Genomic DNA, 16914 nt, shown 5'->3' with positions numbered 1-16914 from the left:
TTTTCCCACCTCTATGGTTCGGGGCAGTTGTGTTCGTCCGCGCCAGCGAATAGCCAAACGCCATGGGAAACTGGTGGGGCGCAGACTCGATCACGATCGGCATACCCGCGCTGGTATTGCTTGGGCTGATCATGGCGTGCTGGACGGCGGCTGCCGTCTGGACGCTTATGACCGCGCGTCGCCGCCGCGGCTCCTCGCGTCGCGACCGGATGCAGATGCTCCGCATGGGCCGGATGATGGAGGAAGCCCCCGCGCTCCCTCTGGTCGTTCGCGCCGATGGCAAGCTTGAAGCAAGCGCCCGACTGGCCAGCTGGTTCGGGCTTGAGGATATTCCCAAAACCCTCGACGGCCTTGCGCGCGAGGGTGCCCGCGGGGTCTGCCCGGCCGAACTCGAAAATTTGAAGCAGAACGTCCAGCGGACCATGTCGTCCGCCGCGCCGTTCAAGATGATGCTCCATCCCACAGGCGAGGGTCATGCCCTGTCGGTGAGCGGGCATCTTGCAGACCCGCAAGTCGCACGTGGCGGGGCGGTCGTCATCTGGGTCATCGATGCCAGTGACAGCGCAGCAGAGATCACGCGCCTGACCGATGCTTCGGAAAAGGCGCTGGCCGATTTCTCCGCGCTCGTCGGGCTGATCGAAGCGGCGCCGGTACCGATGTGGTTCCGCGGAGCGGATGCACGCCTGAGACTGGTAAACAGCGCCTATGTCTCCGCCGTCGGAGGCGAAAGTGCTGAAGATGTCGTCAGCAACAACGTCGAACTGGTCGAGCCGGTAGAAGGGCTGAGCGCTTCCGAGGTGGCGGTGCAGGCCCGCGAGAGCGGCCGTGCGATCCAGCGTAACGTCATGGTCACGATCGAGGGTGAGCGCCGCGCCTACAAGGTCAGCGATTTGCCCGTCGGGAGCGAGGGCATCGCCGGCTATGCCATCGATGTCGAGGATCTTGAGCAGCTTAACCGCGAATATCGCGCCTTCCGTGCAGCACAGCGCGCCTTGCTGGACCAGATGTCGTCAGGCGTCGCGCAGTTCGATGCAGCGCGTAACCTCATCTTCGTGAACTTGCCGATGCAGCGCACGTTCCGCCTTCCGCCCAATATCGGACAGGAAGCAACGCCGCTGAACGAAGTGTTCGAAATCATGCGCGGGGCAGGTCGCTTGCCCGAGGTCCGCGACTTCCCTGCATGGCGCAAGGAAAAGGAAGCCTGGTTCCTCGCGAGCGAGGTGAAGGACGAGGAATGGGTCCTTCCCGACGGTACGCATTTGCGCATCGTTGCCCAGCCGATGCCTGACGGCGGGCTGATGATGATCGTCGAGGACCGGACGGAACAACTGCAACTCGCAAGCGCGCGCGACACGCTGCTGCGCGTTCGTACCGCGACGCAGGACAGCCTCTTCGAAGGACTCGTCGTGCTCGCCCCGGATGGCCGTCTGCAACTGTGGAACCGCCGTTTCGCGGCCGAATGGGGGCTAAGCGAAGAATTCCTCGGCACACACCCACATATCGATGCGCTGCTCGAGGCGCTGAAGCCGCAACTGGCGACCGAGGGTGACGCCCGCCGCATCGGCATGGTCATCGAGGCCGCGACCCTGCGCCGCGAACAATCGGGCGGGCGAGTCAGTCTTGCCGACGGACGCACTCTCGCGCTGATGGGCGTGCCGCTGCCTGACGGTAACGGTATGCTGACCAGCCTCGACATTACCGACAGCCAGAAGGCGGAAGCCGCGCTGATGGAGCGTAATCAGGCGCTGGTCGAGGCGGATGCGGTGAAGACCCGCTTCCTTGCCAACATGAGCTATGAATTCCGCACGCCGCTGACCTCGATCACCGGCTTTGCAGAGATGCTGCGCGACGGCGTTGCGGGCGAGCTTTCGGAAACGGGCGCGGAATATGTCGCAGCCATCCTCGATTCGACCGCGCGCCTGTCCGACCAGATCGAATCCGTGCTCGACCTGACGCAGAGCGAGGCGGGCCTGCTCCCGCTGACCCGCGAAGTGGTCGAACTGATGCCGCTCGTCACACGCGTGGTTCACGACCGCGCCGCCCAGATCGAGGGCGCGGGCATCACGCTGAACCTGCGGGGCGATCGCAGTTCGGGGACCGTTCACGGCGATGCGCGCAGATTGGCGCGCGCGATCGGCAATGTCCTCGACAACGCAATCGCGTCGAGCGGGCGGGGCGGGCGCGTCAATGTCGATCTCAAGCGCCGCCGTGACGGGGCTCAGGTTATTATCCATCACGTCCCGGGAGAAGAAGGGCCAGAGGCAGAGATGGCCCGCCAGAACGCGGGGCTGGGCCTGCCGCTTGCCCGCGAGCTGATCGAGGCGCACGACGGCGCTCTCGAATTCATGCAGCACGCGCGTTCGGGCGTGACCGCGACGATCCGCCTTCCGTGAGCGGGACCGCGACTTATCCGCTCCCCGATGCCGGAGCGACCGCCGCGCTGGGCGCGCGGATCGCAGAGCGGCTCCGCGCAGGAGACGTCGTTGCGCTTTCGGGCGGGCTCGGTGCGGGCAAGACCACTATGGCGCGCGCGATCATCGGCGCGCTGGGGCACGAAGGCGAAGTTCCGTCGCCCACTTTCGCGATCATCCAGACATATGATCCGCCCTCGGTCAGCCTGCCGCTGGTTCATGCGGATTTCTATAGACTGGAAGACCCGTCCGAGGCCGAGGAACTGGGCCTCGACGACTATCGCCACGATGGCGCGCTCATTGCAGAGTGGCCCGAACAGGCCGGCGGTTTCGCACATGAACGCGCCTGTCTGTCGATCCGGCTCGAAACGGCGGATGAAGGACGGTTGGCGATTGTCGAGGCGGGGCCGGATTGGCTAGAGCGCATGCCATGACCGAGCCTGCAAACGCTAAGACCCCTTCCGACACCGCGCCGCCCCATGCCCGCGACTTCCTTGCCGAGGCAGGGTGGGGTTCGGCGAAGATAGAGGCGCTGGCCGGCGATGCCTCGTTCCGCCGCTATTTCCGCATCGATCGCGATGGTGAAAGCGCGATGCTGATGGACGCGCCGCCGCCGAACGAGGATCCGCGCCCGTTCCTTACGGCTGCGCACTACCTGCTCGACCACGGTTTCCGCGCGCCGAAAGTGCTGGCCGAGGATGCGGCGAAAGGTCTCGTCTTGCTCGAGGACTTCGGCCACCGCCGGATGCGCGATCACCTCGACGACGCGCCAGACGACGAGACGCCGATCTACCGCGACGCCGTCAGCGTCCTGGCGCAGCTTCACCGCACGCCTGCGGGGCCTTTCCGCCCCTACGACCTCAACGAATACCTGCGCGAGGCGAAGCTTTTTACCGAGTGGTTCTGCGTCGCCCACGGTCTTGCCGTCGATGACACCGGCTACGAAGCAGCATGGCGCGAAGTGCTTGCCCCGCTGATCGAGACGCAAGGGGCGGGCGTGACGGTCCTGCGCGACTATCATGCAGAGAACATCATGCTTCTCGACGATGACGACGGGTTCGAGGCATTCGGTCAGGGTCTGCTCGATTTCCAGGACGCGCTTGTTGGCCATCCGGCATACGATCTCGTCTCGCTGCTTCAGGATGCCCGGCGCGATGTTGATCCGGCGCTGGAGAGCGCGATGCTCGACCATTACCTTGCTCATGTTGACGATGCCGATACCTTTCTTGCCGACTATGCAAGGCTCGGCGCGCAGCGGAATGCGAAAATCGTGGGCATCTTCGTGCGCCTCTCGCGTCGTGACGGGAAGGACCGCTATCTCGACCTGATCCCGCGTGTCTGGAAAGCGATGGAGCGTGATCTGGCGCATCCGGCGCTTGGACCCATCGCACGCTGGATGGATGCCAATATTCCCGGCGAACTGCGCGCCGCGCGCGGGCAGACCGGCGCATGAGCGAACGGGCCAGACTGGGGCAGGAACCGCTCGCCTCCGACGTGGCGATGGTCATGGCCGCAGGGCTGGGCAAGCGGATGCGTCCGCTGACCGTCAGCCGCCCTAAACCGATGGTGAAAGTCGCCGGAAAGCCTCTGCTCGACCATGCGCTCGACAGGCTGGCCTCGGCAGGCGTCGGACGCGCTATCGTTAATGTCCACTACCTCGCCGACGCGATCGAGGCGCACATGAAGCTGCGCAGCGAGCCCAAGGTCACGATTTCGGACGAGCGGGAGCAGTTGCTGGAAACCGGCGGCGGTCTGGTGAAGGCGCAGGACCTGCTTGGCGACACGTTCTTCTGCCTCAATTCCGATGCCATGTGGCTTGATGGCCCGCGCGATGTTTTCCGCCAGCTTTCGGTAAGTTGGGACCCGGAAAAGATGGACGCGCTGCTGCTGCTTGTCCCGCATCAGCGCGCGCACAACTATCGTGGGAAGGGCGACTTCCACCTCGACGCGATGGGCCGCGTGACGCGCCGCAAGTCGGGCCGCGTTGCGCCTTTCGTGTTCAGCGGCATCCAGCTGTGTTCGGCCAACCTCCTGCGCGATCCGCCGGAAGAGGCGAAGTTCAGCACCAACTACTTCTGGTCCCGCGCTATCGAGGAAGGCCGCCTTTACGGCACCATTCACATGGGTGAGTGGATCGAGATCGGCCAGCCTGAACACATCGCCCCGGCCGAGAAGCTGTTCACGCGTGTCTGACGGCACGCGGCTCTCTCTCTATTCGATCGCAGCGCACCGCGGTTTTGCCGATGCGCTCGTCGCGGGCCTGATCCCGCGCTATAACGAGGACCGTTTCGGCCTTGCGCGTATGACGCTGCTGCTGCCGAGCCGCCGCGCCATCCGCACCGTGACCGAGGCGTTCGTCAGGCTGTCGGGCGACGGACTGCTGCTGCCGCGCATGGCGGTGATCGGCGATATCGACCTCGACGAAACTCTCGGCCCCTTGCTCGATCCGATCGGGGGAGGGGCGGACATTCCGCCTGCCGCAGACCCGACGCGGCGCTGGCTCACGCTTGCCACGATGTTGCGACAGGCGATGGAGGCCGAAGGGCTGACCGTTCCCGGCAAGGCCGCCCTGCTGCGCCAGGCGCGCGAGATCGCGCGGACGATGGACCGCCTGCTGGTCGAGGACATCGACCCCGACGACCTCATGGGCGAGCGCGTCATCGGCATCGTCGGCGACCTGTCAAAGCACTGGGAGCGCAACCTGCGGCTCTTCATGATCGTCCAGCGGATGTGGCTGGCCGAATTGCAGGCACGCGGCGAGATCGATGCCCCCGCGCGTCGCAATGCCCTGTTCGAACATGTGGCGCGGCGATGGGCCGAAACACCGCCGAACCATCCCGTCGTTGCGGCGGGCATTACCAGTGCCAGTCCCGCCATTGCGCGCCTGCTGCGCACGATCGCGGGGCTTCCGGCAGGGGCGGTGATCCTGCCCGATCTCGACCTGTCGCTGGACGATGCGGTCTGGAACGCGCTGGGCAGTGCGGGGCATTCGGAAAATCCCGACGATCCGCCGCTTTCGCCAGGCGATGCGGTTACGCATCCGCAGTATCACCTGAAGCTCTTGCTCAACCGCATGGGCGTGAACCGCGGCGAAGTGCGTCCGTGGCACAGGCGAGGGCTTGGCGCGGCTGCGCCCGAGCGGAGCAAGGCGATCTCGAACCTGTTCCTGCCGCCGGAGGAAAGCGCATCGTGGGTGGACCTGCCCGCGAACAGGCGCCGCCTTGCCGGTGTGCGGGTCATGGAAACTGCACACCCCGAGGAAGAGGCGCAGGCTATCGCGGTTCTTATCCGAGAAGCTCTGGAAGTGCCGGAGCAGCGTATCGCGCTGGTCACTCCCGATCGCGGACTTGCCGGACGGGTGATCGCGCATCTGGCGCGCTGGAACGTCATTGCCGACGATTCTGCTGGCCGACCCTTGCCGCAGACGGTGGCCGGGCGACTGTTCCTTCATCTGGCCGAGGTCATGGGTACACGCGCTGCGCCGATCCCGCTGCTGTCGGCGCTGTCCCATCCGCTTGCCGGAACGCAAGGGGACGAGCGGAGGAAATGGCTTGCCAACGTGCGCCAGTTTGACCTTGCCCTGCGCGGGCCGAGGCTTGACGCTGGGCTCGGTCCGCTCGGCGATGCGGCCTTGGAACGTGCCCGCAAGCGCAGCGATGATGGTCTGGCGCAGTGGTGGTATGACGTTGCGGAGATGCTCGCGCCACTGGCCGCGATGGGCGATGCCGGTGAGGTCGATCTGGCCGAGGTTCTCGATTGCCTTGCCGCAACCGCCGAAAAGCTTTGCGGCACGCGCATCTGGGGTGAAGCCGACGGGCGTGCACTGGCCTCTTTCGTCGAGGAGCTGCGCGAGGCCGCGAGGGCGGAGCCTGCTGCGCTCGACCCCGCCGAAATCCCTGCCATGCTGCGCGACGCGATGGACCAGCAGTCGGTGCGTCCGCCCTGGGGCGGCCATCCGCGCATCGCGATTTACGGCTTGATCGAGGCGCGCATGAGCCGCGCTGATCTCGTCATCTGCGGCGGACTGACCGAAGGTTCGTGGCCCGCTTCGGCATCGTCCGACCCGCTTGTCGCGCCTGCCGTTCTGCGCGGACTTGGCGTCCCGGGCGGCGATTTCCGCATCGGTCTTGCCGCGCACGACCTTGCCGCCGCACTCGGCGCGCCCGAGGTCGTGCTCAGCTATGCGGTTCGTGACGTCGGCGGGCCGGTGATTGCCAGCCGTTTTGTCCTGCGGGTTAAAGCAATGCTGGGCGACCAGTTCGAAAGCCACCGTGAGACCGAAGCGGTAAAGCTGGCCCGCGCGCTGGACGATACTGATCCCGCGCCTCCCTATCCGCGCCCCGAACCGAGGCCGGATGCGGAGCAGCGCAAGGTCGACATCAGCGCAACCGCGCTCGATCGACTGCGGTCCGATCCCTACCAGTTCTACGCCAGCAAGATCCTCAAGCTGAGTTCGCTCGACGCGATTGATGAGGAACCGACGCCCGCATGGAAAGGCACGGTCGTCCACGACATCCTCGAGCTGTGGGAGAAGCGGCACAAGTGCGCACCGGGGACCTTGCAGCCGCTTGCGCTGGACGAGCTTGGCAAGTTGTCGGGCCATCCCTTCATGCGCGGGCTGTGGCAACCTAGGCTTATGGCCGGGCTCGAATGGATCGAGCAGGAGCAGGCCGGACTGGTCGAGGCGGGGCGCGAAGTCCTGCTTGTCGAGCAATCGGGCGGGATGATGTTCAATGGCGTGAAAGTGACCGCCAAGGCCGATCGCATCGATCGCCTGCCCGACGGGACTTTGGCGATCATTGACTACAAGACCGGCACACCGCCCAGTGCCTCGATGGTCGAACAGGGCTTTGCGCTTCAGCTCGGCACCACGGGGCTGATCGCGGAGAATGACGGGTTCGAAGGGGTGAGCGGCACACCGACGCATTTCGAATACTGGTCACTTTCGCGCGGCAAGGAGGGGTTCGGCTATCGCGTCGAGCCTATCCCCGAGGGTCGCCGGAAATCAGGCATCCCGCGTGAGGATTTCCTGCACGAGAGCGCCCGCTTTCTGGGTGAGGCGATCGATGCGTGGATCACGGGTGAGGAGCCTTTCACCGCGCGTCTCAATCCCGATCTTGGCGGCTACAATGACTTTGACCAGCTGATGCGGCTCGACGAATGGCAGGGCCGCGGCGATCTCGGCGCTAAGGAAGCCGGGGAATGAGCGCGAAGGTCTATCCGCTGCAGGACCGGCAGGCCGATGCCGTCGATCCGCGCGATACCGTCTGGCTTTCGGCCAGTGCGGGCACCGGCAAGACACAGGTCCTGTCCGCGCGCGTGTTGCGTCTTTTGCTCCAGCCAGAGGTCGAGCCTTCGCAGATCCTTTGCCTGACGTTCACCAAAGCTGGCGCGGCGGAGATGGCGACGCGCGTGAACGACGTTCTGGCGAGCTGGGTGCGTGCGGACGATACGGCGCTGGCCTCTGACTTGCGCAACATCGGCGCCAGCTTCGGCCCCGACGACATTGCACGCGCGCGGACGCGGTTTGCCGCAGTGCTCGACTGTCCGGGCGGCGGGCTTCGTATCGAGACGATCCATGCCTTTTCGCAGTGGCTGCTTTCGGCCTTTCCGCTGGAGGCAGGACTTGTCCCCGGAACGCGCCCGATGGAGGACCGCGATCGCGAGCTTCTGTTGCGCGAGACGCTGTCCGATCTCCTTGTCGATGCCGAGGCGAGTGGCGACACGACGCTGACCGATGCGCTGGCGACGCTTGCGCTGCGGACTGACCAGTCGGGCGTCGAGCGGTTCCTGATGGGCTGTGCCGATGCGCGGACCGCGTGGGAAGGGCCGGGCGCATGGCAGCCGCCCCTGCTGCCGCGGGTGCATCGCCTGCTGGGCCTGCCGTCGGATCATGACGCCGGTGCGGTCCTGTCGCTTTGCGAGGATGCCGCCTTCGACGTTGCCTCGCTGCGCCAGTGCCTTGCCGCGCAGCAGGAATGGGGTACCAAGACCGCGAATGAGTTCTGCGACACGGTTGGCGCATGGCTTGCCACCGATCGCGCGGGCAGGCTCGCCATGCTGGACGATCTGCGCAAGGTGGTCTTCACGCAGAAAGGCGATGTGAAGTCGCTGAAATCAGTCGTGAAGTTCCTGCCCGATTACGAGGAATACGCCAACAGGGTCGGCGCCTGCCTTGCCGAAGTCGAGCGTCTGCGAAACCTTGGCGAATTGGCGCAATGGCTCGCGCCCGCGCTGACGCTTGGCCGCGCTTTCGCGCTGCGCTGGGCCGAGGCGAAGTCGCGTGAGGGGCTGGTGGATTTCGATGACCAGATCCACGAGGCCGCACAGCTTCTTAAGCGGTCCGACATGGCCGACTGGATCCGCTACAAGCTCGACCGGCGCTTCGATCACATCCTGATCGACGAGGCGCAGGACACGAACGCGGCGCAGTGGGACGTGATCGACGCGCTGACCGAGGAGTTTTTCGCGGGTGAAGGGGCGAGGGGCGACCGGTCGCGCACGCTGTTCGTCGTGGGCGATTACAAACAGGCCATCTTCCGCTTTCAGGGCACCAGCCCCGAGAATTTCGAGGCCGCGAAGCTGCGCGTCAAAGGCCGCATCGAGGCGGTGCGCGAAAACTTTGCCGAACTGCGCGGGGACGCGGCAGTTCGCCCCTTGCGCGAATACGGCCTTGGGCGAAGCTATCGCACGGCGCAGCCCGTTCTCGATTTCGTCGATGCGGCCATCAATTCGATCGGTCCGGCAAACCTGGGCCTCAAGGACGATCCCGAACCGCATGTCGGTGAAAACAGGCCGGGGCAGGTCGTGCTGTGGCGGGCAGTCGGCGTCGATGCGGGCGAGGACGAGGAGCCGGAGGATGAACATTCTTGGCTCTCGCGCCCCGATCGCAAGGTCGCCGAGAACATCGCCGAGCAGGTCCGCACATGGCTGAGGGCCGGCTATCCGCTTGCGAAGGGCGGAGCGCGCAATGCGCAGGCGGGCGACATCATGATCCTCGTGCGCAAGCGCAAGGAACTGGCGGGCCTCATCGTGGCGCGGCTTCATGCCAAGGGTGTGCCGGTTGCGGGCGTGGACCGTCTGCGGCTCGGCGCGCCGCTGGCCGTGCGTGACCTGATGGCGGCAGTGCGATTTGCCGCGCAGCCCAATGACGACCTCGCGCTTGCCTGTCTGCTGACGTCGCCGCTGATTGGGTGGAGCCAGGACGACCTGTTGGTGCACGGTTATCGCAAGGGTGGCAGGCTCTGGGACCACCTGCGAAGCGCGACCGATGCCGTTCCGCGCAGGGCCGTGGCGATGCTGCTCGAGCTTCTGCAAAAGGCCGACTTTACGCCGCCGCAGGCGCTGCTGCACTGGATGCTCGTCGGGCCTTGGCAGGGGCGCAAGCGGCTTGTCGCGCGGCTTGGCAAGGAAGCGAACGATCCGATCAATGAACTGCTGAACGCGGCGCTCGCATTCTCGGCCAGCAACGTGCCAAGCCTCGCCGGTTTTATCCGCTGGTTCGATGCAGGCGACGGCGAGTTGAAGCGCGAGGCCGAGCAGCAGGGCGGATTGGTCCGCGTGATGACGGTGCATGGCTCGAAGGGTTTGCAGGCCCCCATCGTCATTCTCGCCGATGCGGCGGACGATCCCGACATGTCCCCGCCGCGCACGCTGGAACTGGAAGAACCGGGCGATGCCGCACTGGGCTTTGCGACACGCGCCTTGCCGCTGCCGGGGCTGCGAAAGGAAGAGAAGCTTGGCCGCATTGCCGAGGCGCAGGACGCGGCGAAGCAGGCCGAGGACGAGGAGCACTGGCGCTTGCTCTACGTCGCGATGACGCGCGCGGAGGAGGCGCTGTTTGTGGCGGGCGCGCTGTCGACTCGGCGCAAGGAGATTCCGGAGAAGAGCTGGTATTCCGCGCTCGAGCAACTGTTCGAAGAGGACTGGGTGGAAAACCCGGTCTGGGGCGCGTCGAAGCACTGGGGTGTCGAGGCGAAGGCCCGGCCGGGAATGCCAAAGGGCGCGGCGCAATCGATGCTGCCGCTTGTTCCCGCGTGGTTGACACGCTCTGTAGGCGACGAACCGCGCCCGCTCCGTCCGCTCGCGCCGTCTTCGCTGGGTGAGCACGAGGCACCAGACCCGCCGCTGCCGCCGGGCACCGGGATCGATGCGGCCCGTCGCGGTGTGTTGATCCACCGGTTGCTCGAACGTTTGCCTGAACTGGACGCCACGGCGCGCGAGGCTGCCGCAACCAAGTGGCTCGCACGTCAGGCGAGCGACCTGTCTGATGAGCTTCGCGCCGAGATGGTTGCGGCATCACTTGCTACGCTGGCCGATCCGCAATTTGCCGACGTCTTCGGCCTCGATGCCCTCGCGGAAGTGCCGGTGGCCGCGGTCGTCGGCGGCCAGGTCGTGGCAGGCACGATCGACCGGCTTTGCCTGCCCGAAGGCGACGCGCCGATCCGGATCGTCGATTTCAAGACTGCTCGGCGCCCGCCAGCGACGCTGGACGATGTGCCGGTCGCCTATATCCGCCAGATGGCAGCCTATGCCTGCGCGCTGGATGCTATCCATCCGGGGCGACGGATCGAGGCCGCCTTGCTCTATACCCACGCCCCGCGGCTGTTTGTCCTGCCTGACAGCCTGCTCGATCTCGAAAAGGCACGGTTACGCGGGGCCTAGAAAAGCTTGGCCATTCGCGGATTGCGCTTGGCTGCACGGCTCCTATCTTGGAGCCAAGACATTTTACGGAGAACTACCCCATGCCGACCAAAGCCGTTACCGACGCCAGCTTCCAGAGCGACGTTCTGGATTCCGACAAGCCCGTGCTCGTCGACTTCTGGGCGGACTGGTGCGGTCCGTGCAAGATGATCGCGCCCGCGCTGGAAGAGATAAGCGAAGAACTGGCCGACAAGGTCACGATCGCCAAGGTCGACATCATGGAAAACACCGACATCGCCGCCAAGATGGGCGTGCAGTCGATCCCGCTGATGGTCCTGTTCAAGAACGGCGAGCCGGTGGCGAACAAGCTGGGTGCTGCCCCCAAGGGCGCGCTCAAGGCCTGGCTCGAAGGCGAGCTCTGAGTTTTTAGGCTCTAAGCGTTCAGGCGGGCGGCCAGCTCGTCCCACAGGGCCGGGCTGGCCGCGCCGATCATGCCCTTGCGGTCCCATTCGTCGGTCCGATAGGCCGAACCGTCGGGACGGGCGACCTTGCCCCCCGCCTCGTTCAACCATAGCGCCCCCGGTGCATGGTCCCAGGCAAGGGTCCTTTCGAAAATCGACAGGTCGTTTACGCCCAGAGCCAGCCGCGGGTACTGATCCGCAGCGCAGTACGGTATGTCCGCCAGCTGATAATATGGCGCGATCGACTGCTTCATATGCTCGCGCTGAAGATCGTCCATGAAGAGAAGTGAGATCGCCGCGATCGGCGGATCCTCGCCGGTTGTGCGGGCCATAACTCGCTGACCGTCGATATATGCCCCTTCACCCAGTGTCGCATGACACAGGCGTTGTTCAATCGGGTCGTAGATCCAGCCAGCCTCGGTTTCACCATTTTCAGCCAGTGCGATCATCAGGCCGAAGGGCGGCTTGCCAGCCGCGAAGTTTTTCGTGCCGTCAATCGGGTCGATGATCCAGCACAGGCTATCGCCAAGCCGCTCGATCAGCGTGGGGTCGGCATGGCATGCCTCCTCACCAACGATGGCTGCTTCGGGCATGATGCGGGCGAGGCCCTCGGATAGTCGTTCCTCGCTCTCGCGGTCGGCGATCGTGACAAGATCGCCGGGTTTCTTTTCGATGATTTCGTGGCTGGCAAGGGCCTGATAGCGCGGCATGACGACGCTTTCGGCGACTTCGCGCATCAGGGCGTAAACCTGTTTGGTTAGTCCGTCGGTCATGTCCGGTAGTCCGCATTAATCGAGATGTATCCGTGCGTGAGGTCGCAGGTCCAGACGGTGGCGGTGCCGTCGCCAAGGCCCAGATCCACATCCATGCGGATGTCCTGCCCCTTGAGATGCTCTGCCACCGGAGCTTCGTCATAATCGGCCAGCGGCAGGCCGTTCCTCGCCGCCCATACCCCGCCAAAGCCGATCGACAGCTTGTCGCGATCCGCCGGTTCGCCAGCCTTGCCGACCGCCATGACGACGCGGCCCCAGTTGGCGTCCTCTCCCGCGATGGCGGTCTTCACCAGAGGCGAGTTCGCAATGGCAAGGCCGACGCGGCGCGCGCTTTCGTCAGATACCGCGCCGGAGACGGCGATCTCGATGAACTTCTGCGCACCTTCGCCGTCGCGCACGACAAGGTGTGAGAGCTGGCGGCAAACATCATGGACTGCGGCGGCGAAAGCATCCGCGCCGGGGCTTTCGGGGCCGGTCAATTCCTCGTTACCCGCCTTGCCGGTGGCGAAGGCCAAGACGGTGTCGCTGGTCGAGGTGTCGCTGTCGACCGTGATGCACGAGAAAGTCGCCTCGTTCGCGGCGGACAGGCACTGCTGGAGGAATGCCGGAGAGACTTTCGCATCTGTGAAGAGGTAGCCGAGCATCGTCGCCATGTCGGGTGCGATCATGCCGCTGCCCTTGATGACGGCGCTGATCTCGATGCGGGTTTCGCCGATCATGGCGCTGGCGGTTGCGCCCTTGGCGAAAGTGTCGGTCGTGCCGATGGTCTCGGCTACCGCTTCCCATGCGCAAGGGGCGGCGCTAATCGCATTGGCGACGCCTTCCTGCGCCTTGTCCTTGGGCAGGGGCACGCCGATCACGCCGGTGGATGACACGAAGACATCGCTGGGCTCACAGCCGAGATGGGCCGCGACTTGCGCCATGATCTGCTCCACCGCCTCGCGCCCGCGATAGCCGGTAAAGGCGTTCGAATTGCCCGCGTTGACGACCAGCGCACGGGCGCGGCCAAGCTTTACCTGCTCACGGCCTAGCTCGACCTCGCTCGAACAGCAGACGTTCTTGGTGAAAACGCCCGCGACGCTCGTCCCCTCGGCCAGTTCGACATAAGTCAGGTCGCAGCGGTCCCATGTCTTGTACCGGGCGCGGGCGACGCGCGGCACGGCCCCCTCGATTGGCGGCATGGCGGGGAAGGGGCGGGCGAGCGGCGAGGTGTCCATATCCCGCGCGGGTTAGCGCCGGGCTTTCGCTGCGACAAGCAGGCATCGCACGCAGGCCCGTGCATGTCTTGCGGATTTTACGGCATTGCGGGTGGATTTTGGGGTGCGCCGACCTTATCTTGCAGCCCGCATGAAACGGTTTCTTGCCTATATCGCCCTGATGCTGGGGCTTGCCGCGCTGGTCTCGCCCGCGCACGCACGCCTGCATTTCGAGGCGGGGCGCGCCGAAATTTCGCGGGTCGACCGCCCCAATACGGGGATCGAGGCCATCCGCCGGGATGCGGAGGAAACCGACCCGAGCACGAGCAGGGCAAGGCGCAACCGCGACCTTGGTGCCCCTGCGACCAGCCGTCCGCGTACGGTTCTGGTGCCGGTGATCATGCTGGCCGACCGGCCGCTCGAATAGCATTTTCCAAAGCGGCAGGCGTTCGTCCCTGCGCGCTTTCCCATGCCTTTTCCCGGCGCGACACATCGCTGCGCGCCTATCCCAGCACATTGCACGGCCCGCGTCCGTCGCCGGCCAAGATCCAAGGAAAACCCGAGCCATGTTCGGATCGATTGCCAAAAACCTCTTCGGTTCCTCCAACGACCGCTACGTCAAGTCGATGGGCAAGACCGTCGCCCAGATCAACGCGCTTGAGCCTACGTATGAGGCGATGAGCGACGAGGAACTCCAGAACCAGACCGTCCTGTTCCGTGAACGGCTCGATGCCGGTGAAACGTTGGACAGCATGCTGCCTGAGGCGTTCGCCGTCGTGCGCGAGGCTTCAAAACGCGTGTTCGGCATGCGCCACTTCGACGTGCAGATGATCGGCGGTATCGCGCTTCACCGCGGCGAGATTGCCGAAATGCGTACGGGTGAGGGCAAGACGCTGGTGGCGACGCTGGCGACGTACCTCAATGGCCTGTCGGGCAAGGGCGTCCACGTCGTCACCGTCAACGACTACCTCGCCCGCCGCGACGCAGAGTGGATGGGGCAGCTCTATCGTTGGCTGGGCCTAACCGTCGGCGTCATCGTGCCCAACATGCACGAACAGGACCGCCGCGCGTCCTACGCCTGCGACATCACCTATTCGACCAACAACGAGCTTGGCTTCGACTATCTTCGCGACAACATGAAGCAGTCGCGTGACCAGCAGGTCCACCGGCCGTTCAACTACGCCATCGTCGACGAAGTCGACTCGATCCTGATCGACGAGGCGCGTACCCCGCTGATCATTTCCGGCCCGACCGAGGACAAGTCCGAGCTTTACGTCGCGATCGACAAAGTCGTGAAGCGGCTTGATGAAGAGGACTTCGAGAAGGATGAGAAGACCAAGAACATCACGCTGACCGAGGACGGTACCGAAAAGGTCGAGAAGATCCTCTTCGAAGAAGGCCATCTCGAGACCGAGAACCTCTATGACTACGAGAACACGCAGGTCGTCCACCACATCGACCAGGCCCTGAAGGCCGTGCACATGTTCAAGCGGGATACCGACTACATCGTGAAGGACGACAAGGTCGTCATCATCGATGAGTTCACGGGTCGCATGATGGACGGCCGCCGCTGGTCGAACGGTCTGCACCAGGCCGTCGAGGCCAAGGAAGGCGTGAAGATCGAGCCCGAGAACCAGACGATGGCCTCGATCACGTTCCAGAACTACTTCCGCATGTACCCCAAGCTTTCGGGCATGACCGGTACGGCCGCGACCGAGGCGGCGGAATTCTTCGACATCTACAAGCTGAATGTCGTCGAAATCCCGACCAACCTGCCGATTCAGCGTGTCGATGAGGAAGACCAGTTCTTCAAGAATACGCACGATAAGTTCCGCGCGATCGCAAAGTCGATTCGCGATCATAACGAGAAGGGGCAGCCGGTCCTCGTCGGTACTGTCTCGATCGAGAAGTCGGAACTGCTTTCGAAGTTCCTCGAAGAGGAAGGCGTCAAGCACAACGTCCTCAACGCCCGAATGCACGAGATGGAAGCCCATATCGTCGCGCAGGCCGGCCGCATCGGTGCGGTGACCATTGCCACCAACATGGCGGGTCGCGGTACCGACATCCAGCTGGGCGGTAACGTCGAGTTCCGGGTCGAGGATGAACTGTCCGAAATGCCCGAAGGTCCCGAGCGCGATGCCGCCGTGGCGAAGATCAAGGAAGAAGTCGGAGCCGAACGCCAGCGAGTGCTGGATGCGGGCGGTCTCTTCGTGCTGGGCACCGAGCGCCATGAAAGCCGCCGCATCGACAACCAGCTTCGCGGCCGTGCGGGCCGTCAGGGTGATCCGGGCCTGTCGCGCTTCTATCTCTGCCTCGAGGACGACCTGCTGCGCATCTTTGGCCCCGACACGCTGTTCGCCAAGATGATGAATTCGAACCTCGAGGATGGTGAGGCGATCGGGTCCAAGTGGCTGTCGAAGGCGATCGAGACCGCGCAGAAGAAGGTCGAGGCGCGCAACTACGACATCCGCAAGCAGGTCGTCGAATACGACAACGTGATGAACGACCAGCGCAAGGTCATCTACGAACAGCGCGAAGACATCATGGATTCCGAAACGGTCGACGATGTCGTCGTCGACATGCGCAACGACACGGTCAATGCGCTGGTCGGAACGGCGTGCCCTCCGGGCTCCTACCCCGAGCAGTGGGACGTCGAGGGGCTGAAGGCCAAGATCGAGGAGATCTTCGGCGAACCTGCGCCCATCGACGCGTGGATGGAAGAGGACGGCATCGAGCCTGAAGACATCGAGCAGCGCCTCGCCGCGATTGCCGATGCCAAGATGGACGCAAAGCTTGCCGACACCGATCCTTCGATCTGGCGTCAGGTTGAAAAGTCGGTCCTGCTCGACCGGCTCGACTTCCACTGGAAGGAACACCTCGCCACGCTCGACGCGCTGCGCCAGGTGGTCTTCCTGCGTGCCTATGCACAGAAGACGCCGATCAACGAATACAAGCAGGAAGCCTTCGGCCTGTTCGAGCGTATGCTGGAACAGATCCGCGAGGACGTGACCAAGATCCTGCTGACGAGCCAGTTGCGCATGGCAGAGCCTGAACCTGCGCCGCTGCCCGAACTGCCGGACTTCCTGACCAATCCCGACCTGATGACGGGCCATATCGACCCGCTTACCGGCCGTGACAACACGAACGACGGGGACGGATCGGCTCAGCGTGAGGCGCTGTTCGGTGCGCTCGCTGGCTCCACATTCGCGCAGGCTGGCCCCGGTGGTGCGGAGAGCGAGAACCCGTGGAAGGACATGGACATTTCGCGCAATGCACCGTGCCCCTGCGGATCGGGCAACAAGTACAAGCACTGCCACGGCGCAGTCGCCTGACAGGCCATACGAAACCAAACAAAAAAGCCGGGTCGGAACGCCACCGATCCGGCTTTTTTCATGAAAATCGACCTTGCGTGACACGGATCGGGCCATAG

At 64.6% G+C, this 16914-nt stretch carries 11 protein-coding genes; 9 read left to right on the top strand and 2 right to left on the bottom strand.

Annotation, left to right across the window (positions count from 1 at the left end):
- Window positions 1-62: 62 nt before the first annotated feature.
- The 7 genes from KIH45_RS16215 (at window position 63) to trxA (ending at window position 11476) form a co-directional block, all read left to right on the top strand.
- The gene (locus tag KIH45_RS16215; RefSeq protein ID WP_213177039.1) at window positions 63-2393 is read left to right on the top strand and encodes a sensor histidine kinase; all 2331 of its coding nucleotides are present in this window, start codon (window positions 63-65) and stop codon (window positions 2391-2393) included.
- The gene (gene tsaE / locus KIH45_RS16210) at window positions 2390-2845 is read left to right on the top strand and encodes a tRNA (adenosine(37)-N6)-threonylcarbamoyltransferase complex ATPase subunit type 1 TsaE (RefSeq protein ID WP_213177038.1); all 456 of its coding nucleotides are present in this window, start codon (window positions 2390-2392) and stop codon (window positions 2843-2845) included. Before KIH45_RS16215 ends, tsaE begins: the two co-directional genes overlap by 4 nt.
- A complete protein-coding gene (locus KIH45_RS16205; RefSeq protein WP_213177037.1) occupies window positions 2842-3864 on the top strand; it encodes an aminoglycoside phosphotransferase family protein in 1023 nt (340 codons plus the stop codon). The genes tsaE and KIH45_RS16205 overlap by 4 nt, the downstream gene beginning before the upstream one ends.
- Entirely contained in the window at window positions 3861-4604 is a 744-nt protein-coding gene (locus tag KIH45_RS16200; protein ID WP_213177036.1) for a nucleotidyltransferase family protein, read from the top strand. Before KIH45_RS16205 ends, KIH45_RS16200 begins: the two co-directional genes overlap by 4 nt.
- Window positions 4597-7617: a double-strand break repair protein AddB gene (gene addB, locus KIH45_RS16195; protein ID WP_213177035.1), complete on the top strand. Its 3021-nt coding sequence runs from the start codon at window positions 4597-4599 to the stop codon at window positions 7615-7617. Before KIH45_RS16200 ends, addB begins: the two co-directional genes overlap by 8 nt.
- Window positions 7614-11075 carry a double-strand break repair helicase AddA gene (gene addA, locus KIH45_RS16190; protein ID WP_213177034.1) on the top strand — a complete coding sequence of 1154 codons (3462 nt, stop codon included), beginning with the start codon at window positions 7614-7616 and terminating at the stop codon, window positions 11073-11075. Before addB ends, addA begins: the two co-directional genes overlap by 4 nt.
- Window positions 11076-11155: 80 nt before the next feature.
- A complete protein-coding gene (gene trxA / locus KIH45_RS16185) occupies window positions 11156-11476 on the top strand; it encodes a thioredoxin (protein WP_213177033.1) in 321 nt (106 codons plus the stop codon).
- A gap of 11 nt (window positions 11477-11487) precedes the next feature.
- Here trxA and KIH45_RS16180 read toward each other — a convergent pair whose 3' ends face one another.
- Window positions 11488-12288: an inositol monophosphatase family protein gene (locus KIH45_RS16180; RefSeq protein ID WP_213177032.1), complete on the bottom strand. Its 801-nt coding sequence runs from the start codon at window positions 12286-12288 to the stop codon at window positions 11488-11490.
- Window positions 12285-13505, bottom strand: a complete 1221-nt coding sequence (argJ, locus tag KIH45_RS16175; RefSeq protein WP_213177031.1) for a bifunctional glutamate N-acetyltransferase/amino-acid acetyltransferase ArgJ — start codon at window positions 13503-13505, stop codon at window positions 12285-12287. The genes KIH45_RS16180 and argJ overlap by 4 nt, the downstream gene beginning before the upstream one ends.
- A 130-nt stretch (window positions 13506-13635) precedes the next feature.
- On the opposite strand from argJ, the gene KIH45_RS16170 reads away from it, so the two are divergent.
- Together KIH45_RS16170 and secA are read left to right on the top strand one after the other, a co-directional pair.
- Window positions 13636-13911, top strand: a complete 276-nt coding sequence (locus tag KIH45_RS16170) for a hypothetical protein (RefSeq protein ID WP_213177030.1) — start codon at window positions 13636-13638, stop codon at window positions 13909-13911.
- A gap of 139 nt (window positions 13912-14050) precedes the next feature.
- On the top strand, window positions 14051-16816 hold the full coding sequence (secA, locus tag KIH45_RS16165; protein WP_213177029.1) for a preprotein translocase subunit SecA: 2766 nt from the start codon (window positions 14051-14053) through the stop codon (window positions 16814-16816).
- The last annotated feature ends 98 nt before the right edge of the window (window positions 16817-16914 follow it).

It is taken from the genome of Croceicoccus gelatinilyticus, assembly GCF_018398395.1.
GTDB lineage: Bacteria > Pseudomonadota > Alphaproteobacteria > Sphingomonadales > Sphingomonadaceae > Croceicoccus > Croceicoccus gelatinilyticus.
This window is presented reverse-complemented; position numbering and strand designations above follow the sequence as displayed.